Raw genomic sequence first — 25,198 nt, 5'->3', positions numbered from 1 at the left:
GCGATAAATTGGGCGGGGCGTGGATGCGTCCGCATCCTGGCCCTGGCGCCATGGCGGCGGCGAGAGCCGTCGGGCAGACGGTCGCAATCAGTCGCATGGGAACGCGCGGGCGTTCCGGGGAGGACACATGAACTTCGATTTCTCTGACGAGCAGAAGCAGCTGCGCGATTCGGCGCGCCGGTTCCTGGAGAAGCAGAGCTCCGTGGCGGTGGTGCGCCGCGTGCTTGAGGGCGACGAAGGCTACGACAGGGAGCTGTGGCAGGGCCTCGCGGAGATGGGCTTCACCGGCGCGGCGATTCCCGAAGAGTTCGGCGGCGCCGGCCTCGGTTATCTGGAGCTGTGCGTGATCGCCGAGGAACTCGGCCGCGCTGTGGCTCCGGTTCCGTTCTCCTCCACCGTCTACCTTGCGGCTGAATTCCTGCTCGCCGCCGGCAACGACGCCCAGAAGAAGAACTACCTGCCGAAGATCGCCGCTGGCGAAGTCATCGGAACCTTCGCATACGCCGAGACCGCGGGCGAAGTGACGGCGGAGCGCATCAAGGCGACCGTTTCGGGCGGAAAGCTGTCGGGAACCAAGATTCCGGTCGCCGACGGCGCCATCGCCGATTTCGCCGTTGTCGCGGCCCAGGGTGGTTCGGGTCTTGGCCTGTATCTGGTCGACCTGACCGGCCCCGGCGTCACCCGCACGGTGGTCGACACCATTGACCCCAGCCGCAAGCACGCCCGCATCGTCTTCGACGGCGCCCCGGTCGAGCAGCTCGGCGCCGGAAACGCCGAAGCCGTCATCGAGGCGGTGTATGACCGCGCCGCCGTGCTCACCGCCTTCGAGCAGGTCGGCGGCTCCGACCGCGCCCTGGAAATGGCCCGCGATTACGCCCTGGAGCGCATCGCTTTCGGCCGCCAGATCGGCTCGTTCCAGGCCATCAAGCACATCCTCGCCGACATGTATGTCTCGGCGACCCTGGCCCGCTCCAACTGCTATTGGGGCGCCTACGCCCTGTCCACCGGCTCGGCGGAGCTGCCGGAAGCCGCCGCGTCCTGCCGCGTCAGCGCCACCAGGGCGTTCCAGCACTGCTCCACCAACAACATCCAGGTGCACGGCGGCATGGGCTTCACCTGGCAGTTCGATTGCCACCTCTACTACAAGCGCTCCAACCTTCTGGCGCTCAATCTCGGCAGCCTCTCCGTGTGGGAGAACCGGCTGATCGCCCGCATGCGCGCCCGCAATTCCGCCCGCGACGCGGCCTGACGTTTTCGCCGGCCGCGCCGGAGCGTGCGGCCCGTCCCTTGCCTGAGGAAGGAACAGGGCGATGAATTTTGATGATACGCCAGAAGAAGCGAAGTTCCGGGCTGAAGTTCGTGAATGGATCAGCGCCAATGCGCCGCACGACCTGGACGAGGACCTGAAAAAATCCGGCCTCGCCGGCCTGCGTTTGCCAGGTCGCGACATCATGGCCGAATCCAAGGCCTGGCAGAAGAAGAAAGCCGACGCCGGCTGGGCCGTGCCCCACTGGCCGAAGGAGTACGGCGGTCGCGGCGCCACGCCGATCGAGCGCGTGATCTGGCAGCAGGAGGAGGGGCTCTACAACCAGCTGGCCCAGCCTTTCGCCATTGGCCAGGGCATGTGCGGCCCGACCGTGATGGCCTACGCCTCCGAGGATCTGAAGCGGAAGTATCTGCCGAAGCTGGCCTCGGGCGAGGAGATCTGGTGCCAGCTGTTCTCCGAGCCGGCGGGCGGCTCCGACGTCGCCGCCCTGCGCACCCGCGCGGAGAAAGCGGATGGTTCGGACGAGTGGGTCATCAACGGCCAGAAAATCTGGACCAGCGGCGCCCAGTATTCCGACTACGGCATCCTGCTCACCCGCACCGATCCGAACGTGCCCAAGCACGCTGGCCTCACCATGTTCATCGTTGACATGAAGGCGCCGGGCGTTGAGGTGCGGCCAATTCATCAGATGAACGGCGGCCGTGGCTTCAACGAAGTGTTCTTCGAGAATGTCCGCATCCACGACAGCCACCGCCTCGGCGCGGTCAACGACGGCTGGAACGTGGCGCTGACCACGCTGATGAACGAGCGCATGTCGATCGGCTCACGCCTCGCCACCGGCTTCCCGGAAATCTTCGGCTTCGTGGCGGACTTCCAGCTTCCCGACGGCCCGGCCATCGACAACGCCGCGGTGCGCGCGAAGCTGGCCGACTGGGCGGTGAAGTCCAGCGGTCTGCGTTACACCGCGTTCCGCGCCATCTCCAGCCTGTCGAAGGGCGAGCGGCCTGGCCCGGAAAACTCCATCGGCAAGCTGGTGGCTGGCGTCATGACCCAGGACATCGCCAAATACGCCATGGAGCTTCAGGCCGAGGCTGGCGTGCTGACCTCGCAGGAGGACGCGCCGGCGGCGGCGCTGTTCCAGAACATGGTGCTGAACTCCCCCGGCATGCGCATTGCCGGCGGCACCGACGAGATCCTGCGCAACATCATCGCCGAGCGCGTGCTGGGGCTGCCGGGCGACGTGCGCGTCGACAAGAACGTGCCGTTCAACCAGGCGCCTGGTCGCTGAGGCTGCTGTCGCGAAGCGGCTGGGGCCGCTTCGCCTCCCATTCGCGCGGACAGGAGCGCCGCGTGGCCCGCGCGCCGGCGGCGTCTGCCTGTCCTGAGGAAACGAACCGATGAATTTTGACGATACTCCGGAAGAAGCCGCATTCCGTCAGGAAGCGCGCGCCTGGATCGCCGCCAACGCGCCGAAGCACCTGAAGGAAGAGCTGGAGCTCTCCGGCTTCGGCGGCCTTTACCTCAAGAGCGAGGACCCGATGCAGGCCGGCAAGGCCTGGCAGAAGAAGAAGGCCGAGGCCGGCTGGGCCTGTCTGCACTGGCCAAAGGAATACGGCGGCCGCGGCGCCACGCCGATCGAACGGGTGATCTGGGGCCAGGAGGAGGGCGTCTACGCCAAGCTCTCCGGCCTGTTCACCATCGGCCACGGCATGTGCGGCCCCACCGTGATGGCCTGGGGCTCCGAGGAAGCCAAACGCGAGCGCCTGCCAACCCTGGCTTCGGGTGAGGAAATCTGGTGCCAGCTGTTCTCCGAGCCGGCCGCCGGCTCGGACCTCGCCGGCCTGCGCACCCGCGCCGAGCAGGCGACGGATGGCTCCGGCGACTGGATCATCAACGGCCAGAAAATCTGGACCTCGGGCGCCCAGCACTCCCAGTGGGGCCTGCTGCTGACCCGCACCGATCCGAATGTGCCCAAGCACAAGGGCCTGACCATGTTCTTCCTGGACATGCGTTCGCCGGGGGTCGAGGTGCGGCCGATCCGCCAGATGAACGACCAGCGCACCTTCAACGAGGTGTTCTTCGAGAATGTCCGCATTCCGGACAGCCAGCGCCTCGGCCCGGTTGGCGCCGGCTGGAACGTCTCGCTGACCACGCTGATGAACGAGCGCCTGTCGATTGGCTCGGGCATGCCCACCGGCTTCCCGGACCTGCTCGACTTCGCCATTGCAACCGGCGACGTCGACAATCCGGCCGTGCGCGCGAAGCTGGCGGACTGGTCCGTGAAAGCCTCCGGCCTCAAGTTCACCGCCTTCCGCGCCCTGTCGGCCCTGTCGAAGGGCGAGACGCCCGGCCCGGAGAACTCCATTGGCAAGCTGGTCGCCGGCGCCATGATGCAGGACATCGCCAAATACGCCATGGACCTGCAGGGCGAGGCGGGCATCCTCACCAATGCGGCGGACGCTGAGGCGCGCGGCAAGTTCCAGGCGATGGCGCTGCGCTCGCCGGCCACCCGCATCGAGGGCGGCTCGGACGAGATCCTGCGCAACATCATCGCCGAGCGCGTGCTCAACCTGCCGGCTGACGTGCGCGTGGACAAGGACGTGCCGTTCAACGCCATTCCCACCAGCGGGCGCAAATAATCGCGGCGACTTTCGCCGGATGTCCGGCCGGCCCGGCGCCGGCTGGCGTCGCCTGGCAGCGGGCGATGTTCGCGGCGCCCGCGTGATCTGATGTTTGCGGCGTCGTCGCCGATCGCGTTTCCAGAGGATTTCAGATGATCAAAACCCGTTTCACCGAGATGTTCGGCGTCGAGCACCCGATTGCCCAGGGCGGCATGCAGTGGGTCGGCAAGGCCGAACTCGTGTCGGCTGTCGCCAATGGCGGCGGCCTCGGCTTCATCACCGCGCTGACCCAGCCGACGCCGGAAGACCTGGCGAAGGAGATCAGGCGCACCCGCGAGATGACCGACAAGCCGTTTGGCGTGAACCTCACCATTTTGCCGGCGATCAACCCGCCGCCTTACGCCGAATACCGCGCCGCCATTATCGAATCCGGCGTCAAGGCGGTCGAGACCGCCGGCTACAAGCCGGAAGAGCACATCGCCGAGTTCAAGAAGCACGGCGTCAAGGTCATCCACAAATGCACCGCCGTCCGCCACGCCATGTCGGCCCAGCGCATGGGCGCCGACGCCATCTCCATCGACGGCTTCGAGTGCGCCGGTCACCCCGGTGAAGACGACATTCCGGGCCTGATCCTGATTCCGGCCGCCGCCGAGAAGATCACCATCCCGATGATCGCCTCGGGCGGCTTCGGCGATGGCCGCGGCCTCGCCGCCGCCCTGGCGCTGGGCGCCGAGGGCATCAACATGGGCACCCGCTTCATGGCGACGAAGGAAGCCCCGATCCACCAGAAGATCAAGGAGCAGCTGGTCGCCAACGACGAGCGCGCCACCGAGCTGATCTTCCGCACCATGCGCAACACCGCCCGCGTCGCCCGCAACGCCGTCAGCCTTGAGGTTGTCGGCAAGGAGAAGGAAGGCGTGCAGTTCGAGGACATCCGCCACCTCGTGGCGGGCGCCCGCGGCAAGGTCGTTTACGAGAACGGCGACCCGGATCACGGCATCTGGACCGCCGGCATGATCCAGGGCCTGATCCACGACATCCCGAGCTGCGCCGAACTGATCTCGCGCATCGTCGATGACGCCCAGAAGATCATTCAGGGCCGTCTCGCCAGCTTCGTTCGCTGATCCTGGGTCAGTCAACGGCGCGGCCGGCGCGTTTCCCGGAAAAAGTGGACGCCACTTTGGCCCGGGAAGCGGCCGGCAGCTGAACGCCGGAGTGGAAACCTGTTCAACGCCGAATGGATTTTCGCTCCGGCCGCGCCGCCAGTTTGCCGGCCAGGTAATGCTGTGGCCGGCTTTTTTGCATAAAGGGGAAACGCCATGACCGCGCTGGTGCTGAGGGAAGACAGGGACGGCTGCGCCATCCTGACGCTCAACCGTCCGGACAAGCTGAATTCGCTCAACGTGGAGCTGTTCGCCGAGCTGGAAAAGCATGTGGACGCCATCGCTGGCCAGACTGACAGCGTCGGCCTCGTCGTGGTGCGCGGCGCCGGCAAGTGCTTTTCCGCCGGCCACGACCTCAACGACATCGCTGCCGGCGAAAAGCCGCCGCGCCCGCACTTCCAGGCCAGCGTTATCGAGAAGCTCGCCAACCTGCCGCAGCCGGTGATCACCGCCGTGCACGGACACTGCTACACGGGCGCCCTCGAACTCGCCCTGGCCGGCGATCTGCTGTTCTGCTCCGAGAACGCCAAATTCGCCGACACCCATGCCCGCTGGGCCCTGTCGCCCGTGTGGGGCATGAGCCAGCGCCTGCCGCGCCGCGTCGGCCTGCCCAAGGCGCGCGAGATGATGTTCACCTGCCGCACCTATACGGGGCGCCAGGCCGAGACCATGGGCCTCGCCAACATCTGCGTGGCGGACGCCGACTTCGAGGCCGAACTGGCGGCGCTGGTGAAAACCATCCTCGCCAACTCCTGGTACAGCCACCGGGCCAACAAGGCGTTGCTGGTGGAAACCGACGGCCTGCCCCTGGCCGCTGGCCTCAGCTATGAAATCGCCCGCAGCCGTGGCGTGGGCCCGGACATGGCCGGTCGCATCGCCGCCTTCCAGAACAAGACCGCGAAGATTTCCTGAAGCCGGCCCCCCTCACACGCTGGCGCATGAGCGCCGCCGGGGGCATGGACCGTGCTCCTGCCTGAGCATGGACCTGTAGCGATACGAGGTTTCCGGCGGGCCGCGGTTCGCCGGAAACGGCGGCGCCCTGAGGGGCGCGCCGCCCCAGGGCCAGACAATCGCGCCAATTGAGACGAGGCGCGGAGAAGTCTTCAGGAATTGTTGTAATTGCTTCATAATTGTTGCAGATTCACATCGATATCTTTCGGTTTCTGACCATTGTCCTCAAATGGTATTAGGGCGGTGGTCTTTTTTTCTATATCCAGCCCCAGCACATCTTGACGTGTCTGTATGGAGTTCTGGATATGAAGTTGTTTCTGACCTCGGTTGCGGTTGCGGTTGCGGCTGCGTCGCTTGCTGCATCCTCCGCCATCGCAGCTGATCTGCCCTCGCGGAAGATTGCGCCTGTTGCGCCGGTGATGACCGTGGCGCCGGTATTCTCGTGGACTGGCCTCTACGCCGGTGTAAACGGCGGTTATGGCTTTTCAGCCAATGGATCGAAGGTGAAGTCCAGCGTGTACGCCGCCAGGCCGGGCCGGCCGGGCCGGTCGGTCCGGTCTGACCGGAAGGGCGGTTTCGTGGGCGGCGGTCAGCTCGGTTACAATTATCAGATCGGCTCGGTGGTTGTCGGCCTTGAGACTGACATCAATTACGCGGACCTCCGCCAGCGCGTGAATGCGGGCCGCTACGACGCCCGGACCCGCGTGAACTGGTTCGGCACGGTGCGTCCGCGCATCGGCTTCCTCCCCACCGAGCGCCTGATGGTGTTCGGCACGGGTGGTCTGGCCTATGGCGACGTCAGCACGAAGGCCGGGCGCGGCGCGGTCAACTTCGTCCATTCCGGCAAGGATTCGAAGGTTCGCGTTGGCTGGACGCTCGGCGGCGGTCTGGAATACGCCCTGACCGACAATGTCAGCCTGAAGGGCGAGTACGACTACGTCGACCTCGGTTCGAAGAAGCTTCGTCTGGCGGGCGTTGGCGGCGTCAACGACGGAGCCTCCAGGAAGACGCAGTTCCACGTCATCCGGGCTGGCCTGAACTACCGCTTCTGACGGCCCTTTCCCCGGAGAGGGGCCGGCCTGCCGGGCTACCGGCAGGTCGGTAGGGCATGGCGGCCAGAACCCGATGGGGCGCGCGTCCTGTCGGGTCTGGCGCCCGCCCGGGACACGTGGCGCCACTTCCGTCACGGGCGTGTCATATGCGTCCTGGACTGTACAGGTTGCGGGGGATGCCCCGGCCGCCTGGTTTTGACGCGTTTCCAGGAGCGCGGGTGCATGCGCCTTTGCAGCGCTCCTGTTCTTTTTCTCACTCCAAGGACTTGCGCCCGGCTTCGTCCGGGCGCTTTTTTCTGTCGCCGGCGCCCGGCTCGCCTGAACAGCCAGGCTGCGGGCCCCGTGATGCCATGCGCGGCGCCGCGCCCCAGGCAAACCTCCGCAGCGCGCTCCGGCGAACGGCGGGGTGCAAAAGCGCCTTCGCCGGGCCCGGATCCCTGTTTCCCCGCACGGGCTGTTACCGGCGTTTGCGCCCGCGCGGGCTTTTCTGCCGCGCGCCCGGGTCGGGACGCAGCGGCGCCACATAGCTGTCGGCCCCCAGCGGCAATTCGCGATTGTGCGGACCCATTTCGTCCAGGGTCGGCTTGCGCGCCCGGGTCGGCGGCTGGTTGGCGGCGCGGCCATAGCGCCGCTCCCCCGCATAACCGCCGGCTTTTTCCTCCACCGCAGCCTGCCGCGCCAGCGGATCGTCGGCGATGGCCAGCTCCGTCGCCTGCAACCGCTTGATTTCGTCGCGCAGTCGGGCGGCGGTTTCGAAGTCCAGATCGGCGGCGGCGGCGCGCATGCGCTTTTCGAGGTCGGCGATCACCGCCTGCATGTTGTGACCGACGGGCGCCGCTTCGCCGGTGAGGCCGGCGTCGATGGTGACGCGGTCGCGTTCGTAGACGCTGTCCAGAATGTCGGCGATGTTCTTGCGCACGCTCTGCGGCGTGATGCCGTTGGCCGCGTTCCAGGCCATCTGCTTGTCGCGGCGCCGGCGCGTCTCGTCCAGCGCCCGCTCCATCGATCCGGTCACCTGGTCGGCGTAGAGGATCACCCGCCCGTCAACGTTACGGGCGGCGCGGCCGATGGTCTGGATCAGAGACGTCTCCGAGCGCAGGAAGCCCTCCTTGTCGGCGTCGAGGATCGCCACCAGGCCGCATTCGGGAATGTCGAGACCCTCGCGCAGCAGGTTGATGCCCACCAGCACGTCGAAGGCGCCAAGGCGCAGGTCGCGAATGATCTCGATGCGTTCCAGCGTGTCGATGTCCGAGTGCATGTAACGCACCCGCACGCCGTTCTCGTGCAGGTATTCGGTCAGGTCCTCGGCCATGCGCTTGGTCAGCACGGTCAGCAGCGAGCGGTAGCCCTGGGCCGCCGTGGCGCGGATTTCGCCAAGCACGTCGTCCACCTGGGCGCGCGCCGGGCGCACATCCACCGGGGGATCGACCAGGCCCGTGGGGCGGATCACCTGCTCGACGAACACGCCGCCGGTCTGCTCCATCTCCCAGGCGCCGGGGGTGGCCGAGACGTGCACGGTCTGCGGCCGCATCGCCTCCCATTCCTCGAAGCGCAGCGGCCGGTTATCGAGGCAGGAGGGCAGGCGGAAGCCGTATTCGGCCAGCGTCGCCTTGCGGCGGAAGTCGCCGCGATACATGGCGCCGATCTGCGGCACGGTGACGTGGCTTTCGTCAACGAACACCAGGGCGTTGTCGGGCAGATATTCGAACAGGGTTGGCGGCGGCTCGCCGGGGCGGCGGCCGGTGAGGTAGCGCGAATAGTTTTCGATGCCGGCGCAGGAGCCGGTCGCTTCCAGCATCTCCATGTCGAAGGTGGTGCGCTGCTCCAGCCGCTGCGCCTCCAGATAGCGGCCGCTGCGGTTGAGCTGGTCGAGCCGCTGCCGCAGTTCATCCTTGATGCTCTTGATCGCCTGCCCCAGCGTCGGCTTGGGCGTGACGTAGTGCGAATTGGCGTAGACCTTGACGAAGGACAGGTCCGCCGTCTTGTGACCGGTGAGGGGATCGAACTCGGCGATGCTGTCGATCTCGTCGCCGAACAGGCTGATGCGCCAGGCGCGGTCCTCCATGTGGGCCGGAAACAGCTCCACCACGTCGCCGCGCACCCGGAACGTGCCGCGGGCGAAATCCGCCTGGATGCGCTTGTATTGCAGGGCCACCAGATCGGCCAGCAACTGCCGCTGCTCGATGCGCTCGCCCACCTTCAGCGAGAAGGTCATGGCGGTGTAGGTTTCGACCGAGCCGATACCGTAGATGCACGACACCGAGGCGACGATGATGACGTCGTCGCGCTCCAGCAGCGCGCGGGTGGCGGAGTGGCGCATCCGGTCGATCTGCTCGTTGACCGAGCTTTCTTTCTCGATGTAGGTGTCCGAGCGCGGCACATAGGCTTCTGGTTGATAGTAATCGTAATACGATACGAAGTATTCAACCGCGTTATCTGGAAAGAATGACCTGAACTCGCCGTAAAGCTGCGCCGCCAGCGTCTTGTTGTGCGCCAGGATCAGCGCCGGGCGCTGGGTCTTCTGGATCACCTGCGCCATGGTGAAGGTCTTGCCGGAGCCGGTGACGCCGAGCAGCACCTGGTCACGCTCCCGCGCTTCGACGCCGGCGGTGAGGGCGGCGATGGCCTGGGGCTGGTCGCCGGCCGGCTCGAAATCCGAAGCGAGCTGGAATGATACGCCGCCTTCGGATTTTTCCGGGCGCGGCGGGCGGTGCGGCGTCCACGGCCTGGCGTCGAGGCGCGGGTCGCCGCTTGCCAGCAACTCCTCCAGCGCCGTGCGCGTCGCCTGGGCGCCGGGCGTGGCCGAGGGGTCGTCATCGTCCGGCATGGCGGCGACATTGCCCTCGCGCACGCGCCTGGGCGCCGCCTTCAGGATGTCGTCGCGGCTCAGCGCGCCGTCAGCCTCGCCCCATTTGCGGGCGCGCTTGCCAGATTCAGGCGCGCCGTCCGGCAGCGGCGTCGCGCCGGACAGGGCGTCATAGCCCGCCTGCGGCGCCTCGCCGAACCCCTCAGGGGGCGCTGTCTCCTGCGGCGCCGCCTTCGCGCGATTCCTGGCCTTCAGGTCAGCGCGGTCGCTGGCGGCGGTTCCCGGCCCGGCCCTGCCCTTGTTCAGCGCCGGGTTGAGCAACTCCGCCAGATGGACGTCGAGCGGAACCAGCTCGGGGCGGGCGGCGCGTGAGCGCGGCGTTGCCACCTTTCCAGCCCGCTTGCGCGGCGTGGTCGCACGGTCAGCCGTAGCGTCGGTGGGGTCCGGGTTTTGAGGCTTCTTCGGCATGCCTGACAATATGGGACCAACAGCCCGCCAACGCCAATCATCGCCGCGATATTTTCGTCAGATGCGGACGTGGTCCCGCCCGTAATTCTTCCCCCGCGCCACCTTCCGCAGGGAAAATGGCGCCGCCGCTGGAACGCGACGCGCGCCTGCGCGCCGGACGGGCCGGGCGACGCCGATATTGTCACGGACCGCTGACGCGCCGGTCAGCCGCCCAGCAGCCGCACGGTTTGCTGGCTGATGCGGCACAGCCAGGCGATGCGCCGGGTCAACGCCTCCTTGTCGATGGCGATGTCCTGGCCGTTCGCGGTCGCCCTTGCGCGCCAGGCGGCGAATTCCAGCTCCATCACCGCGTCCTCGCCCACCGTGTGCTCCCAGACGTCGGGCGGCACGTTGCAGAGCGTGGTGAGCGCGTCGATGCGGATGGTTCCGAACGCCTTTTGCGGCCGCAGCAACAGGCGCGGAACCCCTCGCATGCCGGCGCCGGCGGCGTCCATGTCGACGCGCAGCACCGGCCAGGGGGCGCTGGCGCCGCCGTGCAGCTGCAGCAATCGCGCCCCGGTTTCCCGCGCGTCTTCAGCCCGATGGCCGATCGCCGCTTGCAAGTCATCGGCCGTGCGCAGGCCGTCGAGGACGCCGGCCAGGCCATGCAGCGCCCCGTAGGCGGCGGCCAGATCAATGCTGTCGCCGGTGGCGGCGCGCACGGCGCGCGCGATGGCGGCTGGCCGCTCACCCGGTTGCAGGGCGGGGCTGGCGAACGCCACCAGTGCTTCGCGCGCCAGCCGGGCCGGCGCGATGTCGGTCGGGATCGCGGGCGCTGTCATGATGCGCGCGCCGGTTGCTGGTCCATGAAATGCGTTATTGATCTGGGCTTCACGGGCCTGTTTCCTCCTGCCTGGCCAGCCGCGCCTGCCAGTCGAACTTGTGAGTCGAACTTGCCAGCCGCCGCCGCTCTCCGTTACCTGCGAACCATGATTATCTTTCCAGGCAGGCGCCCGCCAGCCTGGCGGCCTGGCGACGGCCGGCGCCATGGAGTGTGGAAATGACGGTGGATGCAACCCGGCTGCGCTGCAATATCTGTGGTGGTGAAAGCTTCGTGGACATGCCGGGGCGCCCGAAGGTGCGCTGCGCCGGCTGCGGCTCGCTGGAGCGCACGCGGGTCTGCGCCCTGCGTCTGCAAGGCGATCTGGCGCCGCGGCCAGGCGCCCATGTGCTGCACTTTGCGCCGGAGCGGGGACTGTCGCGATTTTTGCGGGATCTGTCGCAGGGCAACTACCGCGCGGTGGACATCGCGCCGGAGAACTATCCCGGCCTTGGCGTCGAACCTTTCGACCTGTGCCGCGACGTGTTTTCCCTGCCGGAAGCGACGTACGACGTCATCGTCATGAACCACGTGCTCGAGCACATTGAGTGCAACTATTCGGCCGTGCTGCTGCGTCTCGCCCGCGCGCTGACGGATGAAGGCGTGCTGATGTTCTCCGTCCCTGTGGAAGGGGAGGAGTTCCGGGACAATATCGCATTGGGAACCGACGCTGAAAAGGCCGGGCGTTTTGGCGCTTTCCGGCACTACCGCAATTTCGGCCGGGCCTTTATCGGGCAGACCCTCGGCATGCTGTTCGACATGCCAGCGGATTATGATCTGACCCGCTACGCAACGGAGGCGCAATTGCGCGAGGCGGCCATCCGGCCGCACCACTGGCGCAAGGTCACCGGCGCCAGCGTTTTCGCCGTCCGGCGCCGTGACGTCAGGGTGTGAGCGGTTGCGCCGCCAGGGAGCCTTCTATCGCACCACCGTGTAGGTCAGGTCGCCGGCGTCGTCATTGTGGGCGATCTGCGGCCCCTCGACCCGGGCGGAGCCCAGCGGCATGGTGGCCGCCGCCGCGATGGTGCCCACCACCAGCGTCAGCACCAGCGCCAGGGAGAAGCGGAACTGCCGCCCGGCTTCGACGCGGCTCACGCTACCCGTGGTAAAGGCGCCGGAATTGGCGTTGCGGGTGAATTCCTCAATACGAATCGGGTCATTGGCTTGCATGTCGCTGACTCCGTCAGTTCCGGCGCGCTGCGCTGCGGGCTGTTGCGCCGGCGTCCTTCTGGCGATCACCATGCGTCGGATCGTCCAGGGTCGCGGTGCGGTCGCGCACGGCGTGCAGCGGCGTGAAAATGGCCACCGCATCTCCGGCAAGGCTTGAAAGCGCCTGCCTGCAAAATGCGTCAGATCAAAACGGGGCCTGTCCGCGCGCATTGGCGCCAGTTCGCCCCGGGCGCGTCGCCCGCGCCGTGAAATGAAGCCGCAACCGAATTCCTCACGCTGCGGCGTCCATTAACCTTGATGAAATATGAACGTCTGACGCGACGTCAGGTTCCCGGGATTTCCAGATTCACGACAATTAATGTCAGCGTCGGCCGGTTTTTGCGCACGATCGGCGAAATTCGCGCCTTGCATGGCGCATCTTCCCATCCGGCGCTTGCGCGCGCCAGCCGGCGGGCTTACATCAACCCGCCCCCGCAGGACGCGGGACAATTCACCTGACTGTTTAAGGAGATCAGTCGTGGCTTTCCTTTCCGACGCTCTCGGCCGCATGAAGCCTTCCGCCACGATCGTGGTGACGCAAAAAGCGCGCGACCTGAAAGCGCAGGGTCGCGACGTGATCTCGCTCTCGGTTGGCGAGCCGGACTTCGACACTCCGGAGAACATCAAGCGCGCTGGCATCGCCGCCATCGAGCGTGGCGAGACCCGCTATCCGCCGGTCTCCGGCATCCAGCCGCTGCGCGAGGCCATTGCCCGCAAGTTCAAGCGTGAGAACGGCCTCGACTACAAGCCGTCGCAGACCATCGTCGGCACCGGCGGCAAGCAGATACTGTTCAACGCCCTGATGGCCACCATCAACACCGGCGACGAAGTGGTGATTCCGGCCCCGTACTGGGTGAGCTACCCGGAGATGGTCGCCCTGTGCGGCGGTACGCCGGTGTTCGCCGAGACGCGCATCGAGGACAATTTCAAGCTTCAGGCCGCAGAGCTGGACCGGGTCATCACCCCGAAGACAAAATGGGTCATCCTCAACTCGCCGTCGAATCCCTCGGGCGCGGCCTACAGCCACGACGAGATGAAGGCGCTGACCGACGTGCTGTTGCGCCATCCGCACGTCTGGGTGCTGACCGACGACATGTATGAGCATCTGGTCTATGGCGACTTCAAATTCGTCACCCCGGCCCAGGTCGAGCCGAAGCTGTATGACCGCACGCTGACCATGAACGGCGTGTCGAAGTCCTACGCCATGACCGGCTGGCGTATTGGCTACGCCGCCGGCCCCGAGCACCTGATCAAAGCGATGGACACCCTCCAGGGCCAGCAGACCTCCGGCGCCTGCACCATCGCCCAGTGGGCCTCGGTGGAGGCGCTCGACGGCCCGCAGGATCACCTCAAGGTGTTCCGCAAGGCCTTCGAGGAACGCCGCGATCTGGTGGTGTCGATGCTCAACCAGGCCCAGCACCTGAAATGCCCGACCCCGGAAGGCGCGTTCTACGTCTATCCGTCGTGCGCCGGCGCCATCGGCCTGAAGACTCCTGAAGGCAAGGTGATCGGCAATGACGAAGACTTCGTCACGGCCCTGCTTGAGTCGGAAGGCGTGGCGGTTGTGCACGGTTCAGCGTTCGGTCTTGGCCCGAACTTCCGCGTCTCGTACGCCACGTCCACCGCGGTCCTCGAGGACGCCTGCACCCGCATCCAGCGCTTCTGCGCCTCGCTGCGCTGAGACGCCGCCGCGTAAAACGGCGCCGGCGCCGCGGATTCCGGCTCCCACGGGGGCCGGCCTGTCCGGCGCCGGTTCCGGCCGCTTCTGTCAGGGTCGCCTTCGGGCGGCCCTTTTGTTTGATCCGCAGGGGGTTCGTCCTTTCGTCGTGTCGACCGCGGGGTCCGTAACAGCTAGTCTGCGCAGGTACTTATGGCGCGGCGCGGACAACGCCGGCTCTTGCCGTGCGGACGCGTGATAGCGGAGGGCATGATGAACGAGGTTTCGGCGCCGGTCGCGGCTATGCAGGACCGTCCCTGGTTACAGCACTACCCGCCAGGCGTGCCGGCGGATATCGATCCGGCGCAGGTCGGAACGCTTGTCGACCTGTTTCGCAGCAGCGTCGCCGCCTATGCCAGCCGCCCCGCCTATGAAAGCTTCGGCGCCCGCCTGACCTACGCTGATCTGAAGCGTGAAGCGGAGGCGTTCGCCAGCTGGCTGCAGGGCGCCGGCATGAAGAAGGGCGACCGCGTCGCCATCATGATGCCGAACGTGCTGGCTTTCCCGGTCGCCATGTTCGGCGCCCTGATCGCCGGTTGCACCGTGGTCAACGTCAACCCGCTGTACACGCCGCGTGAACTGGAGCACCAGCTCAACGATTCCGGCGCCCGGGTTCTGGTGGCGCTGGAAAATTTCGCCGTCACGGTGCAGCACGCCCTGCCGCGGCTGAACCTGGACCGGGTGCTGGTGGCGGCGCCTGGCGACCTGATGGGGTTCAAGGGTTTCATCGTCACCGCCGTCTCGCGCTACGTCAAAAAGGCGGTTCCGGCCTGGGACATTCCCGGCGCCATCCGTTTCACCGAGGCCCTGTCGCAGGGCAGGGGTAAATCCCCTGCGTCGGTGACGGTGAGCGGCGACGACCTTGCCTTCCTGCAATATACCGGCGGCACCACCGGCGTCTCCAAGGGCGCCATGCTGACCCACGCCAATGTCGCCAGCAACGTGTTGCAGGCCTACCTCTGGTTCAACGCCGGGGGCGAGGGCGAGGCGGATCCGGTGATGGTGACGGCGCTGCCGCTCTATCACATCTTCGCCCTGACGGCCTGCTGCCTGTTCATGCTGAAATCGGGCGGCTGCTCGCTGCTGATCGCCAACCCGCGTGACATCGACGGCTTCGTCAAGACGCTCAAAGGCGCCCGCTTCACCCGCATGTCGGGCGTGAACACCCTCTACAACGCCCTGGCGCATCACCCGCAGATCCGCAGCGTCGACTTCTCGCATCTGGCCTTTTCCGTCGCCGGCGGCATGGCGACCCAGGCGCCGGTGGCGAAGCTGTGGAAGGAGATCACCGGCAAGCCAATCCTGGAGGGCTATGGCCTGTCCGAGACTTCGCCCGTGGTGACCACCAATCCGCCGACCCTGGAGGAGTTCTCGGGCACCATCGGCTATCCGATGCCGTCAACCTGGGTGGTGATCCGCGATGCGGCCAATAACGACCTGCCCACCGGCGAGCCGGGGGAGTTGTGCGTGAAGGGCCCGCAGGTGATGCCAGGCTACTGGAACCGGCCGGACGAGACGGCCAGGGTGATGACGCCGGACGGCTATTTCCGCACCGGCGACGTGGCGGTGATGCAGCCGGACGGGCAGTTCCGCATCGTTGACCGGGCCAAGGACATGATTCTGGTGTCCGGCTTCAATGTGTACCCGAACGAGGTCGAGGAGGTGCTGGCCGGCCATCCTGGCGTGCTTGAAGCGGCTGTCGTCGGCGCCCCGGATGACAATAGCGGCGAGCGCGTCGTCGCCTACGTGGTGAAGCGGGAAGAGAGCCTGACCGAGGAAGATGTGCGGGCTTTCGCCAAAGAGCGTCTCGCCGCTTACAAGGCGCCGAAGCAGGTCATCTTCCGGGCGGAACTGCCCAAGACCAATGTGGGCAAGGTGTTGCGGCGCGCCCTGCGTGACGGTGGCTGAGCCGGCGGCGCGAGCGCCCATCCAGGCTGTCCAATACTGTTCGCGACAGCAAACGGCGACGCAACTGACCTGATCACGCGGTAGTGAAGCGCGCGCAAGACAGAAAAAAGGTCGGGTTCCATTTAAGGGACCCGACCCAGAGTCGTTCCGTGAACAACGGAACACTTCCAGAGGGGAACGGTGAAAACTGGGCTCGACGCCGGGAGGCGGTGCGGAGCACTGCTTTCAACCGTGAGTCATTTTGACTGCGGGACGGAAATTGACAAGCTGCGGGGCGTCATGACTGCCATGCGCGCGCGACATGTAGTCACGGAATTGCGAGGTGATGACGCCGCACACCCGCAGTCAGGGCATATGCGGAAAACAGGCGGTCACTTTTCAAAAAAAAAATCGCCATATCAGCATATCAGGCGGAGGCGCGCCTTTTCCGTGAACTGGTTTCACCGAAAATGCACGGGAAGCGCCCGGTCCGGGCGCCGCATCTGGCTGCAAGCGCGCGCGCCCGTTTTTGCCGGCGCTACAGACTGCCATGGCCCGGCGAAACGCCCGCACGGGCCGTCAGGTCCCGTTGACGCCCGTGGCCATGGTCCCGCGTCAGTAGGCCCAGCGTTGCGCCTTGCTGATGAGGAAGTCGCGAAACACCTGGACGCGGGCGACAGCCTTCATTTCTTCCGGGTAAACCAGGTAGGAATCGAGCGCCGGCAATTCGTTGGCGGGCAGCACCTGGACGAGCCCCGATGTCGGCTCGACCAGATAGTCCGGCAGCACGGCGATGCCGATGCCCACGTCGACGGCGCGTTTGAGGGCCGAGATATTGTTGACGATCATCTGGTAGGGGCGGGGGTCCTTGGGGTCGCGGCCCGCCGTGGCCAGCCATTGCGCCGTGGCCAGGAAAGGCGGCACGGTGCCGCCGTAGCTCATGATGCGGTGGCGGTCGATCTCCTCCAGGGTTTCGGGAAGCCCGTGGCGCTTCACGTAGTCCTGCGAGGCGTAGACGTGGAAATGCACGGCGAACAGCCGGCGCTGGATCAGATCGGCCTGAACCGGCTGGCGCAGGCGCAGGGCGATATCCGCCTCGCGCATCGACAGGTCCAGCTCCTCGTCGGTCAGGATGAGGTCGATCTTCACATCCGGGTACAGGTCAAGGAATTCGCCGAGGCGTGGCGTCAGCCATGCGGCGCCAAGGCCCAGGGTGGTGGTGACGCGCAACTCGCCGGACGGCCGCTCGCGCGAGTCGGTGAGGCGGGCCCGGGTGGCGTCCAGCCGCATGGTCATTTCGCGGGCGGTGCGGAACAGCAGTTCGCCCTGCTCGGTCAGGATGAGGCCGCGGGCGTGGCGGTGAAACAGCGGCGCCTTGAGTTCGCGCTCCAGCGCGCTGACCTGCCGGCTCACCGCCGACTGGCTGAGACCCAGATCATCGCCCGCCCGCGTGAAGCTGCCGGCCTCGGCGACCGTATAAAATATCCTGATCTTGTCCCAATCCATGACGTTCCGTTCCCTCTGATCGCCGGCGCGCTCCGGTTGGTCCCGCCTTGCTGGCTGCGCGTTCCGGCTTCCTTCAATGCTGTCGCGTCGCGGCCGGAGCCTCCCTCCGGTAATCGCGACGCCTGGTGTTCAGCGCGGCCTATTCGGCGGCCTTCGCCGTTTCCGTTTCCCGGGAAGCCAGCCAGCGCTCCGCCTCCAGCGCCGCCATGCAGCCCATGCCGGCGGCGGTCACCGCCTGGCGAAAGATGTCGTCGGTGACGTCGCCGGCGGCGAAAACGCCCGGAACGCTGGTGGCGGTTGAGTCCGCGGCGGTCCAGATATAACCGCCCGCCTTCATTTTCAGGCTGTCGGCGAAGAGCTCGCTCGACGGCTTGTGGCCGATGGCGATGAACACGCCGTCCGTCTCCACCGTCCGCGTTTCCTGGGTGCGCACGTTGCGCAGATTGACGTGGGTGACGCCGGGCGGGTTCTGGCCGCCACAGATTTCATCCACCACGCTGTCCCAGATCACCTCGACCTTCGGGTGGCGGAACAGGCGCTCCTGCAGGATGCGCTCGGCGCGCAGGCTGTCGCGCCGGTGCACCAGGGTCACCTTCGCCGCGAGACCGGCCAGATACAGCGCTTCCTCGACGGCGGTGTTGCCGCCGCCGACCACCACCACGTTTTTGTTGCGGAAGAAGAAGCCGTCGCAGGTGGCGCAGGCCGACACGCCAAAGCCCTGGAACGCCTGCTCGGAGGGCAGCCCCAGCCACTGCGCCTGGGCGCCGGTTGCGATCACCAGCGCGTCGCAGGTGTAAACGTCGCCGCTGTCGCAGGTGACGGTGAACGGCCGGGCGCTGATGTCGACGCCGGTGACGTAGTCGGAGATGAGCTGAGCGCCCACATGCTCAGCCTGGGCGCGCATCTGCTCCATCAGCCACGGCCCCTGGATCGCCTCGGCGAAACCCGGGTAGTTTTCCACATCGGTGGTAATCGTCAGCTGGCCGCCAGCCTGGTAGCCGGAAATCAGCACCGGCTCCATCATGGCGCGCGCCGCGTAGATCGCCGCGGTGTAACCGGCGGGACCGGAGCCGATAATCAGCAGTTTGGTGTGCTTGCTGGCCATTGTGTCGCCTGAAATTCTTGCCTGTCAGGGCATTTCCCCCACTTTCGGTGAAGAAAACGCCCCAGATATGAGGTGGACATCGCCAGGGAGCTACGGCTCCCGGGAAATGCCCTGGTCAGTTACGGGGCGACGCCAACGTCGCGCGGGGCGCACGCGCCTGCGCATACGCCCTCATGATTGCATCAGCGATGATCGGCGTCGAGTTTAGGGGGGGGTATGCGTCTCCTGCAAGCTTTCCTGTGAATTCGTGCACAACCGCGCGTCTTTTCAGGGCCTCAAGCAGGAAGCGGGTTTTGCGGTCGTCCGGGCCTGGCGAAAACGTCAGCACCGGTCGGCCGGTGACGGCGGCCTCGCCGATCATGTTGGTGGAGTCGGTGGTCACGACGACCGCGTCCGCCAGCGCCATCATGGCCGGATAGGGGTTTTCGCCGGCGCCATCCCAAAGATAGCCGCCATGTCGGGCGGCGAGGTCGCGCACGGCGCGCGCCAGCGCCGGCGGCGTCCGCCTTGATGTCGTGATCATGAGGAAGACGCCGGTGGCCGCCAGACTGGCGAGCCGGGCGCAGAAATCGTCGATGGCGGCGGCGGTGAACCGGTGGCGGCGACTGTCGCCGCCCACCAGCACGGCGACGCGTGGACCATGCCCGCCCGGCAGGGCGTCGGCCAGGGGCTGGGGCGGGGCGGAGCGCGCGGCGGCGAGGCGCTGCGGCGACAGCCGGTGGGGACCCGTGAGCGTCGTCAGCACATTGGGACCGCGCAGCGGGTCGTGCTCCGGCGCCCAGATGAAATCGGCGGCGCCTGCGCCGGTGCGGGGATCTTTCAGGATGACGGTGAAGGTGCGCCCACCAGAAAGCCGGCGCACGGCCCGCGCATAGGGAATGGCTCGCCGGCCGGAAGCCACCAGCAAATCGGGAAACGCGCCGCCGATGGGGCTGCCAGGCCGGTCCGGCGCATCGGCCGGATCCACCGGGCCGCGCGGGGCCAGCCACGCCCAGGGCGCGCGCGGCGCTACCCGGCGAATCTCTGGCCTCAGTCCCAGGGCTTCAATGACGGCGACGCATTGCAACTCGTCGCCAGCCTTGCCGTCGCTCAGCGCCCAGGCGCTTGCCGGCCGGGCGGCGGCCGGTGAAAGGTCGGGGGCCGCGCCATGGTCCTGCCTCATCTGCGCCCGCCTCCCTGGCCATGCCGCCCTGCGCCTGTTGATCTCCGCGCCTGTATAAAGCGTTTTTCAACGGGATGGATACTGCCTCCCATGAAGAACAGGCGTAAATTCAGAATGATAGGGCCGCCGGCGCCCCATGATGGCCGCGGCCCGCTCTCTGGCCGGTCCCATGGGCCCCGCCACTACCGGCTGCCCGCGTAACGCGCGCTCCAGCTTGCGAATGACCGGACCAGATCGCCAAGGCGCCGGAAATCGGCTTCGACACCATTTTCGCCCAGCGCCGTTGACGAGGGCGCGGTGACCGTCACCGGGAAGCGCTGCAGGACCTTGCCGTCAGGCGCCACCACCAGCGTCTCGCCATCCATGCGATCCGTGGTTTGCAGCGCCGCGCCGCCGGACTGGTTGTCGAGGCCGAAATTGGCCGGAATGACGATTTCGGTGATGCGAACGACCAGGCGCGGCTGCGTGGCGTCGCCGGTGATCCTGAAGCGGCGTTTCATTTCCGCCTGCATCATGGCGCGCAGGCGCTCGCCGGTCGGGCCGTAAAGCGAGGCGCCCAGTGGCGCCGTATCAACGGTGACGGATGCGTATCCGGTCGCCGCCCGGGCGTCTGAACGGTCCTGACCGCTGAACGCCGGGGCGAGGGCAAGACCGCCCGCGACGACGAGCCCAAGCCCCAGGGCCAGCAGCAGGCGCCGTGAGAGAGAGAAAACGGGAGAAAGCATGTGACGGGCATCGCGTGTTGCGTCCGCGGCGACAGGGTCGGCTGCGCGGAACAGGTCAACGCGGAGATAGTAAGTCGCTCAGGTCAGTCACGTGCGCTAACGCACATGACATCATGCGTTGGTCCCGGGCAGGCGCCCCGTCCGGGGCGGAGCCAGTGGCTGGAGCCTTGCGCCGCAGTCATTTGCACGGTTTCGGGGAGCGAATCATGCGCCCCGCGTGGCGCGCGAATGTGAACGCCGGGCGCAACGGCCGGTCATGGCGCCCACGTATGGAAACGCCCGCCGGGGCCGGCGGGCGTGAAGGCTGGCGCCACTGCTGGGGCGCGGCCAGCGCCGCCGTATCAGACGAAGGCGATGGCGACGATTTCGTAGGACTTGCCGCCGCCGGGGGCGTTCACCTCGACCGAATCGCCGACGCTTTTGCCGATCAGCGCCCGGGCGATCGGCGACTTGATCGACACCTTGCCCTTGCTGACGTCCGCTTCCGGCTCGCCGACGATCTGGTAGATTTTCTCTTCCTCGGTGTCCTCATCGACGAGGGTGACCGTGGCGCCGAATTTCACCGTGGTTCCGCTCATGCGCGCCGTGTCGAAGATTTCGGCGCGGGAGATCAGGCCTTCCAGTTCGAGGATGCGGCCTTCATTCAGGCTCTGCGCTTCCTTGGCGGCGTGATACTCGGCGTTTTCCGAGAGGTCGCCCAGGGCGCGCGCCTCGGCGATCGCGGTGATGATCCGCGGGCGCTCCACCTGCTGGCGATGCTTCAGCTCCTCATTGAGCGCCGCATAGCCGGAAGTCGTGATCGGAACCTTTTCCATACATACACCCGTATCTGTAAATCGGGCCCGCTCCAGGGCTGGCGTTTGAACCAACATGCCCTGGCGGGCCCGGACGGCGCATTTTCAGGCGAAACGGTCGCCTGTCGCCCAGGAGGCGCGCATGCGAACCGCGTGCGAAGGCCGGAGCGGGGACGAAACCTGACGCACCTGACCCGTGGAGAAATCGTGTCCTGACAATACATACGCGCCCCGCCCGTCGCCGGGTCGGGAGCGCGTCATGATTCCAGGACTGTATGTCTGCCGGCAGCTTGCCCCGGACTGGCCCGCGCATCAAGTCCGCGTGGTAGAACGGCCGCACGGGGGCTGTGGCGCTTCCGGCGAACCCTGGGGGCCGCCGGAAGCATTTGGCCGTTTTTGCCTGGGTCTGGGGCGCCTTTGTCGCGAAAAGCGGCGGTCACTTCCCAAAGAAGCCTTGGCGGTTGGCGCGACGCAGGGCCGCGCCCGCGATCAGACCCTCAGAAATATTCCTGCAGGGCCCGCACCTGCAGTTCGCCGCTGCGATAGGCCTTGATGCCCTCGCCGGCGGCGATGGCGCCGGCCAGCGTGGTGTAATAGGGCACCTTGTGCAGCAGGGCGGCGCGGCGCAGCGAGCGCGAATCCTGCAGCGCCTGGGCGCCTTCCGTGGTGTTGATCACCAGCTGGATGCCGCCGTTCTTGATGGCGTCGACCACGTGCGGCCGTCCTTCCAGCACCTTGTTGATGCGGTCGCAGGCCACGCCGTGCTCGGCGAGGAACCGCTGGGTGCCTGAGGTGGCCTTGAGCGCGAAGCCCATCTCCACCAGTGAGCGCATGGTCGGCAGGATGCGCGCCTTGTCGCCGTCGCGCACCGAAACGAACACCGCGCCGGCGGTGGGCACCGCCGCGCCGCTGCCGAGCTGGCTCTTGGCGAAGGCCACGCCAAAGTCCTTGTCGAGGCCCATCACCTCGCCGGTGGAGCGCATCTCCGGGCCGAGCACGATGTCGACGCCGGGGAAGCGGGCGAACGGGAACACCGATTCCTTGACGCCAATGTGGTTCAGCTCGCGCTTCTCAAGGCCGAACGACGCCAGCTTCTCGCCGGCCATCACCCGGGCCGCGATCTTGGCGATCGGCGTGCCGATCACCTTGGCGACGAACGGCACCGTGCGCGAGGCGCGCGGGTTGACCTCGAGCAGATAGATCACGCTATCCTTGATGGCGTATTGCACGTTCATCAGGCCGCCGACCTGCAGGGCCTTCGCCAGCTGGGTCGTCTGGCGCTCCAGTTCGGCGATGATGTCCGGCGTCAGCGAGCGCGGCGGCAGCGAGCAGGCGCTGTCGCCCGAGTGGATGCCCGCTTCCTCGATGTGCTCCATGATGCCGCAGATGAACACGTCCTCGCCGTCGGCCAGCGCGTCCACGTCAACCTCGACCGCATCGGAGAGGTAGCCGTCGAACAGCAGGGCGTTCTTGCCGAGCAGGGTGTTGATCTGCCCCGTCTTGTCGTTGGGGTAACGGATCTTGATGTCCTGCGGCACCAGCGCCGGCAGGGTGTCGAACAGATAGTCGTTGAGCTGCCCCTCGTCGCGCAGGATGGCCATGGCCCGGCCGCCCAGCACGTAGGACGGGCGCACCACCAGCGGGAAGCCAAGCTCGCCGGCCACCAGCCGCGCCTGCTCCACCGAATAGGCGATGCCATTGTTCGGCTGCTTCAGGCCCAGCTTGTCCAGCAGGCGCTTGAAGCGGTCGCGGTCCTCGGCGAGGTCGATCATGTCCGGCGAGGTGCCGAGGATCGGGATGCCGGCTTCTTCCAGCGCGTTGGCGAGCTTCAGCGGCGTCTGGCCGCCGAACTGCACGATGACGCCGTGCAGTTCGCCGCGGCTGCGCTCCAGGTCGAGGATCTCGATGACGTCCTCGGCGGTCAGCGGCTCGAAATACAGCCGGTCCGAGGTGTCGTAGTCGGTGGAGACCGTCTCCGGGTTGCAGTTGACCATGATGGTCTCGTAACCCGCGTCCTCAAGGGCGAAAGCGGCGTGACAGCAGCAATAGTCGAACTCGATGCCCTGGCCGATGCGGTTCGGGCCGCCGCCAAGGATCGCCACTTTCTTGCGGTCGCCCGGTTCGGCCTCGTTCACGGGGCCAGAGGCGCCGAACGGGGCGGCGTAGGTCGAATACATGTAAGCGGTCGGCGAGGCGAACTCGGCGGCGCAGGTGTCGATGCGCTTGAACACCGGGCGCACGTCGAGGGCGCGGCGGCGCTTTGTCACTTCGGCTTCGCTGAGGCCGGTGAGGGTAGCGAGGCGGGCGTCGGAGAAGCCCATGGCCTTCAGGCGGCGAAAGGCGACCGGCGTTTCCGGCAGGCCATGGGCGCGGACTTTCGCCTCGGTGTCGGTGATGCCTTTGATCTGGGCGATGAACCACGGGTCGATCTTGCAGGACTCGTGGATCTGCTGGGCGTCGACGCCGAGGCGTAGCGCCTGGGCCACGGCCAGCAGGCGGTCCGGCGTCGGTGTGCCGAGCGCGGCGCGGATGGCGTTCTTGTCGTCGCCCTGGCCGAGGCCGGGAATCTCGATCTCGTTGAGGCCGTTGAGGCCGGTTTCGAGCGAACGCAGCGCCTTCTGCAGGCTTTCCTGGAAGGTGCGGCCGATGGCCATGGCCTCGCCCACCGACTTCATGGCGGTGGTGAGGGTGGGATCGGCGCCGGGGAACTTCTCGAAGGCGAAGCGCGGGATCTTGGTGACGACGTAGTCGATGGTCGGCTCGAAGGCCGCCGGCGTCGCGCCGCCGGTGATGTCGTTGTCGATCTCGTCCAGTGTGTAGCCGACGGCGAGGCGGGCGGCGACCTTGGCGATCGGGAAGCCGGTGGCCTTGGAGGCCAGCGCCGAGGAGCGCGACACGCGCGGGTTCATCTCGATGACGATCATGCGGCCGTTGGCCGGATCGACGGCGAACTGTACGTTGGAGCCGCCGGTTTCCACGCCGATCTCGCGCAGCACCGCCAGCGAGGCGTCGCGCATGATCTGGTATTCCTTGTCGGTCAGCGTCAGCGCCGGCGCGACGGTGATGGAATCGCCGGTGTGGACGCCCATCGGATCGATGTTCTCGATCGAGCAGACGATGATGCAGTTGTCCGCCCGGTCGCGGACCACCTCCATCTCGTACTCCTTCCAGCCCAGCACGCTTTCCTCCACCAGAACCTCGCTGGTGGGGGAGGCGTCGATGCCGCGCTCGACGATGTCGATGAACTCGGCCTTGTTGTAGGCGATGCCGCCGCCGGTGCCGCCAAGCGTGAACGACGGGCGGATGATCGCCGGCAGGCCGATGTCGTCCAGCGCGTCCAGCGCCGCCGCCAGCGTCTTGACGTGGTGCGACTTGGGGGTGTCGAGGCCAATTTTCGTCATGGCCTCGCGGAAGCGCTCACGGTCTTCCGCCTTGTCGATGGCGTCGGCGGTGGCGCCGATCATCTCGACGTTGAACTTCTCCAGCACGCCCATGCGCTCCAGCGACAGGGCGCAGTTCAGCGCCGTCTGGCCGCCCATGGTCGGCAGCAGGGCGAAGCCGCCGGGAATGACGTTCCGCTCCTTCTCGATGATCTTCGCCACCACTTCGGGCGTGATCGGCTCGATATAGGTGGCGTGCGCCAGATCCGGGTCGGTCATGATCGTCGCCGGATTGGAGTTCACCAGGACGATGCGATAGCCCTCGTCCTTCAGCGCCTTGCACGCCTGGGTTCCCGAATAGTCGAACTCGCAGGCCTGACCGATGACGATGGGGCCGGCGCCGATGATCAGGATCGTGGAGATGTCAGTGCGTTTGGGCATCGGGTCCGCTTTGTCAGCCAGGCGCGTCTCACGGCCTCCCGCCGTGGAGGCGGGAAGCGATGGAACGCCGTTATAGGGCGATCAC

The 25,198-nt window shown here is 66.9% G+C and carries 19 protein-coding genes; 9 read left to right on the top strand and 10 right to left on the bottom strand.

The window, feature by feature from the left end; all coding sequences use genetic code 11:
- The first annotated feature begins 127 nt into the window (after window positions 1–127).
- The 6 genes from EV666_RS09075 to EV666_RS09050 all read left to right on the top strand — a co-directional run bounded on the left by EV666_RS09075 (window position 128) and on the right by EV666_RS09050 (window position 7,054).
- Window positions 128–1,249, top strand: a complete 1,122-nt coding sequence (locus EV666_RS09075; protein ID WP_132006370.1) for an acyl-CoA dehydrogenase family protein — start codon at window positions 128–130, stop codon at window positions 1,247–1,249.
- 61 nt (window positions 1,250–1,310) lie between these two features.
- Window positions 1,311–2,555: an acyl-CoA dehydrogenase gene (locus EV666_RS09070; protein WP_132006367.1), complete on the top strand. Its 1,245-nt coding sequence runs from the start codon at window positions 1,311–1,313 to the stop codon at window positions 2,553–2,555.
- 109 nt (window positions 2,556–2,664) lie between these two features.
- On the top strand, window positions 2,665–3,906 hold the full coding sequence (locus tag EV666_RS09065; protein ID WP_132006364.1) for an acyl-CoA dehydrogenase family protein: 1,242 nt from the start codon (window positions 2,665–2,667) through the stop codon (window positions 3,904–3,906).
- A 134-nt stretch (window positions 3,907–4,040) separates the two neighbouring features.
- The gene (locus tag EV666_RS09060; protein ID WP_132006362.1) at window positions 4,041–5,012 is read left to right on the top strand and encodes an NAD(P)H-dependent flavin oxidoreductase; all 972 of its coding nucleotides are present in this window, start codon (window positions 4,041–4,043) and stop codon (window positions 5,010–5,012) included.
- A gap of 195 nt (window positions 5,013–5,207) precedes the next feature.
- Window positions 5,208–5,963: an enoyl-CoA hydratase/isomerase family protein gene (locus EV666_RS09055; RefSeq protein WP_132006359.1), complete on the top strand. Its 756-nt coding sequence runs from the start codon at window positions 5,208–5,210 to the stop codon at window positions 5,961–5,963.
- A gap of 344 nt (window positions 5,964–6,307) precedes the next feature.
- The gene (locus EV666_RS09050) at window positions 6,308–7,054 is read left to right on the top strand and encodes an outer membrane protein (RefSeq protein ID WP_132006356.1); all 747 of its coding nucleotides are present in this window, start codon (window positions 6,308–6,310) and stop codon (window positions 7,052–7,054) included.
- 457 nt (window positions 7,055–7,511) lie between these two features.
- Here the strand turns inward: EV666_RS09050 and uvrB are convergent, their stop codons facing one another.
- Together uvrB and EV666_RS09040 are read right to left on the bottom strand one after the other, a co-directional pair.
- The gene (uvrB, locus tag EV666_RS09045; RefSeq protein WP_132006353.1) at window positions 7,512–10,328 is read right to left on the bottom strand and encodes an excinuclease ABC subunit UvrB; all 2,817 of its coding nucleotides are present in this window, start codon (window positions 10,326–10,328) and stop codon (window positions 7,512–7,514) included.
- Window positions 10,329–10,531: 203 nt separating this feature from the next.
- A complete protein-coding gene (locus EV666_RS09040; RefSeq protein ID WP_132006350.1) occupies window positions 10,532–11,149 on the bottom strand; it encodes a type ISP restriction/modification enzyme C-terminal domain-containing protein in 618 nt (205 codons plus the stop codon).
- A gap of 218 nt (window positions 11,150–11,367) precedes the next feature.
- Here EV666_RS09040 and EV666_RS09035 point away from each other — a divergent pair, with 218 nt between their 5' ends.
- Window positions 11,368–12,081 carry a class I SAM-dependent methyltransferase gene (locus EV666_RS09035; protein ID WP_132006347.1) on the top strand — a complete coding sequence of 238 codons (714 nt, stop codon included), beginning with the start codon at window positions 11,368–11,370 and terminating at the stop codon, window positions 12,079–12,081.
- Between the two features lie 24 nt (window positions 12,082–12,105).
- On the opposite strand, the gene EV666_RS09030 is transcribed toward EV666_RS09035, so the two are convergent.
- Window positions 12,106–12,357 carry a hypothetical protein gene (locus EV666_RS09030; protein WP_132006344.1) on the bottom strand — a complete coding sequence of 84 codons (252 nt, stop codon included), beginning with the start codon at window positions 12,355–12,357 and terminating at the stop codon, window positions 12,106–12,108.
- Window positions 12,358–12,370: 13 nt separating this feature from the next.
- Window positions 12,371–12,493 (bottom strand): hypothetical protein, encoded by a 123-nt coding sequence (locus EV666_RS18785; RefSeq protein WP_280990831.1) that lies wholly within the window; start codon window positions 12,491–12,493, stop codon window positions 12,371–12,373.
- Between the two features lie 381 nt (window positions 12,494–12,874).
- Here EV666_RS18785 and EV666_RS09025 point away from each other — a divergent pair, with 381 nt between their 5' ends.
- Together EV666_RS09025 and EV666_RS09020 are read left to right on the top strand one after the other, a co-directional pair.
- Complete coding sequence (locus tag EV666_RS09025) at window positions 12,875–14,077, top strand: pyridoxal phosphate-dependent aminotransferase (protein ID WP_132006341.1); 1,203 nt, start codon at window positions 12,875–12,877, stop codon at window positions 14,075–14,077.
- Between the two features lie 246 nt (window positions 14,078–14,323).
- Complete coding sequence (locus EV666_RS09020) at window positions 14,324–16,021, top strand: AMP-binding protein (protein WP_376885097.1); 1,698 nt, start codon at window positions 14,324–14,326, stop codon at window positions 16,019–16,021.
- Window positions 16,022–16,615: 594 nt separating this feature from the next.
- Here EV666_RS09020 and EV666_RS09015 read toward each other — a convergent pair.
- The 6 genes from EV666_RS09015 to carB all read right to left on the bottom strand — a co-directional run bounded on the left by EV666_RS09015 (window position 16,616) and on the right by carB (window position 25,113).
- Entirely contained in the window at window positions 16,616–17,506 is an 891-nt protein-coding gene (locus EV666_RS09015) for a LysR family transcriptional regulator (protein WP_132006338.1), read from the bottom strand.
- A gap of 139 nt (window positions 17,507–17,645) precedes the next feature.
- The gene (trxB, locus tag EV666_RS09010) at window positions 17,646–18,611 is read right to left on the bottom strand and encodes a thioredoxin-disulfide reductase (protein WP_132006335.1); all 966 of its coding nucleotides are present in this window, start codon (window positions 18,609–18,611) and stop codon (window positions 17,646–17,648) included.
- Between the two features lie 115 nt (window positions 18,612–18,726).
- The gene (locus EV666_RS09005) at window positions 18,727–19,773 is read right to left on the bottom strand and encodes a mitochondrial fission ELM1 family protein (RefSeq protein WP_132006332.1); all 1,047 of its coding nucleotides are present in this window, start codon (window positions 19,771–19,773) and stop codon (window positions 18,727–18,729) included.
- A gap of 182 nt (window positions 19,774–19,955) precedes the next feature.
- Window positions 19,956–20,498, bottom strand: a complete 543-nt coding sequence (locus EV666_RS09000) for a hypothetical protein (RefSeq protein WP_132006329.1) — start codon at window positions 20,496–20,498, stop codon at window positions 19,956–19,958.
- Between the two features lie 341 nt (window positions 20,499–20,839).
- Window positions 20,840–21,313 (bottom strand): transcription elongation factor GreA, encoded by a 474-nt coding sequence (greA, locus tag EV666_RS08995; protein WP_132006326.1) that lies wholly within the window; start codon window positions 21,311–21,313, stop codon window positions 20,840–20,842.
- A 476-nt stretch (window positions 21,314–21,789) separates the two neighbouring features.
- The gene (carB, locus tag EV666_RS08990; protein ID WP_132006323.1) at window positions 21,790–25,113 is read right to left on the bottom strand and encodes a carbamoyl-phosphate synthase large subunit; all 3,324 of its coding nucleotides are present in this window, start codon (window positions 25,111–25,113) and stop codon (window positions 21,790–21,792) included.
- Window positions 25,114–25,198: the final 85 nt, after the last annotated feature.

Source organism: Camelimonas lactis (assembly GCF_004342915.1).
Classification (GTDB): domain Bacteria; phylum Pseudomonadota; class Alphaproteobacteria; order Rhizobiales; family Beijerinckiaceae; genus Camelimonas; species Camelimonas lactis.
Note: the sequence above shows the minus strand (reverse complement) of the source record. Positions and strands in the feature narration are given on the sequence as shown.